The following is a 2,748-nucleotide window of genomic DNA, read 5'->3' as shown; positions in this document are numbered from 1 at the left end:
GACGCGGTGGCGCTGGCGCGATTCCTGGCCTGGATCGACCGCGAAGCCCCAACGGGCGCGCTGACCGAAATCGACACCGTCGAGGCGCTGGAAACCTTCCGCCGCGACACCGGCGCGCTGAAGGACGTCTCGTTCCCGACCATCGCCGGCACCGGACCGAACGGCGCCATCGTGCACTACCGCGTCACCCGCAAGAGCAACCGGCGGATCTCGTCCGGCGACCTCCTGCTGATCGATTCCGGCGCGCAATATGAGGACGGCACCACCGACGTCACCCGCACCATCGCGATCGGCACGCCCACGCTGGAAATGCAGGACCGCTTCACCCGCGTCCTGCGCGGCCATATCGCGATCGCGCGCGCGGTGTTTCCCGACGGCACCACGGGCGCGCAGATCGACACCCTGGCGCGGCAATATCTCTGGCAGGCCGGCATCGATTTCGAGCACGGCACCGGCCACGGCGTCGGCAGCTATCTTTCGGTGCACGAAGGTCCGGCGCGAATCTCGAAACTCGGCACCACGCCGCTGAAGCGCGGCATGATCCTGTCCAACGAACCCGGCTACTACAAGACCGATGCGTTCGGGATCCGGATCGAGAACCTGGAACTGGTGGTCGGAACCGACATCGCGGGCGCGGAAAAGCCGGTCAACGCCTTCGAGACCCTGACCCTGGCGCCGATCGACCGCCGCTTGATCGACCTCAACATGCTGAGCGGGGACGAACTGAGCTGGCTCAACGACTATCACGAACGCGTCCGCCACGCGGTCCGCCCGCATGTCGACGAGGCCGTCAAAGTGTGGCTCGACGCCGCCACGGAGCCGCTGTCGCTGTAATGAGCGTCATTCCGGGGCGCGTCGAAGACGCGAACCCGGAATCTCGAGATTCCGGGTCTGGTCCTTCGGACCATCCCGGAATGACAACGTCCATGACGCGCCTCCCGAAAACGGAATAGCCGCATTCCGAAACGTCCGTATTCGCGGTGGCGGATAACGCTACTGTCTGATTCAGTGGACTGGATCGGACCTGCATGCACGGAGTGAGGGGCCAACCGCCCGGCGCGACAACCGACAAGAGCGACGGCGCGACCTCCCGGATCATGCTGCTATTGCTGGTCGCGATGACCGGCGTGGCGCCGATCTCGCTCTATATGCTGGTGCCGGCGCTGCCGGTGCTGGCCACCGTTTTCGGCCGCGATATCTCGATCGCGCAGATGACGGTGTCGCTCTACATGGTCGGCATCGCCTGTTCGCAGATCATCATGGGGCCGCTGTCGGATCGGTTCGGACGCCGGCCGGTGCTGCTGGCGGGTCTCGGCCTGATGGTGATGGCGAGCGCGGCCTGCATCTTCGCCGAAACCCTGCCGCAACTGATCGCGGCGCGGTTCCTGCAGGCGCTCGGCGGCGCCACCGGCATGGTGGTGAGCCGCGCCATCATCCGCGACCTCTACAGCCGCGAGCGCATCAGTTCGATGATCTCGCTCGTCATCGCGGTCATGATGATCGCGCAGATGCTGAGCCCCTTGACCGGCGGCCTGCTGGAAACCGCGTTCGGCTGGCGCGCGATCTTCTATGTCATCACCGCGGCGTCGCTGGTCATTGCCGTCGCGATCGCGCTGGCGCTGCCGGAAACGCGCCGCGTCCGGGCCGAGGGCAGCAATTTCCGCGGCGATGTCGGCTATCTCATCACCAGCCGCGCCTTCGTCGGCTACATGCTGTGCCAGGTGCTGGCCTCGCAGATCATCTTCACCTTCGCGGGCGGCGGTCCCTATATCGTGGTCATGCAGATGGGCCGCTCCAGCGCCGAATATGGCGCCTGGTTTGCCGCCACCGGCTTCGCCTATCTGATCGGCAATCTCTTCTGCGTGCGCTTCGCGCCACGGCATTCGCTGGAAAAGCTGATCTGGTTCGGTCTGGCGCTGCAACTCACCGGCAGCCTGTTGAACCTGGTCTGGGGTGTCACCGGGCTCAACCTGATGCCGTCCTGGCTGTTCGGCACCCAGATGCTGGTGATGTTGGCCAACGCCTTCGTGATGTCGAACTCGGCGGCCGGAGCCATCAGCATCCGCCCCGAAGCCGCCGGCACCGCCTCGGGCGCGATGGGATTTTTGCAGATGGGGATCGGCTCGCTGTTCTCGCAGTTCGGCGCCTGGCTCGGCGGCCATTTTGCCACGCCGGTGGCGCTCAACGCCGCCATCGTCCTTCTGTCGATCGCCTGCGCCTCGACCATGTTTTTCCTGGTGCCCCGCCGCGACGTGGTGATCAGCGAGGAATTGATCGAGCAGGCGGAGGAGGAAGAAAGCGGGATGATGTAGGGTGGAGTGTGGCGGGCACTGCCCCGCCCTAGCCCTCTACTGCCCGATCATCTTAAGCCACTCGTCCTCGGTCAGCACCTCGACGCCGTGCTTCTTGGCCTCGGCGAGCTTCGAGCCGGCGCCGGGGCCGGCGACCACGTAATCGGTCTTCTTCGAGACCGAACCCGCCGCCTTGGCCCCCAGCCGTTCGGCCATCGCCTTGGCTTCGTCGCGCGTCATCTTTTCCAGCGCGCCGGTGAAGACGACAGTCTTGCCGGCGACCGCCGAATTGCTCTTCGGCTTCTCGGCATCGACGATGGTGACTTCTTTTGTCAACCGCTCGACGATGCCGCGATTATGGCTCTCGCCGAAATAGGCCTTGATGCTGGCGATCACGGTCTCGCCGATCTGGTCGAGCGCATCCATCTCGGCGATCGCCTCCTCGTCGTCCTTCGCG

Annotated in this window: 3 protein-coding genes; 2 read left to right on the top strand and 1 reads right to left on the bottom strand. The window is 65.4% G+C overall.

The genetic code is table 11. The features are described 5' to 3' along the window. The coding region (locus QZ213_RS26975) for a M24B family metallopeptidase (RefSeq protein WP_291689096.1) at positions 1–834 on the top strand (834 nt) is incomplete at its 5' end. A 194-nt stretch (positions 835–1,028) separates the two neighbouring features. Further along, positions 1,029–2,312 (top strand): multidrug effflux MFS transporter, encoded by a 1,284-nt coding sequence (locus QZ213_RS26970; RefSeq protein ID WP_291689095.1) that lies wholly within the window; start codon positions 1,029–1,031, stop codon positions 2,310–2,312. A 36-nt stretch (positions 2,313–2,348) separates the two neighbouring features. Here QZ213_RS26970 and QZ213_RS26965 read toward each other — a convergent pair. After that, on the bottom strand, positions 2,349–2,748 hold a 400-nt coding region (locus tag QZ213_RS26965), incomplete at its 5' end, for a BRCT domain-containing protein (RefSeq protein ID WP_365885418.1).

This window comes from Bradyrhizobium sp., assembly GCF_017881085.1.
GTDB lineage: Bacteria > Pseudomonadota > Alphaproteobacteria > Rhizobiales > Xanthobacteraceae > Bradyrhizobium.
This window is presented reverse-complemented; position numbering and strand designations above follow the sequence as displayed.

Coding starts and splice junctions, on each gene's coding strand:
- QZ213_RS26970 (WP_291689095.1), top strand. CDS start 1,029: ATGCACGGAGTGAGGGGCCAACCGCCCGGCGCGACAACCGACAAGAGC.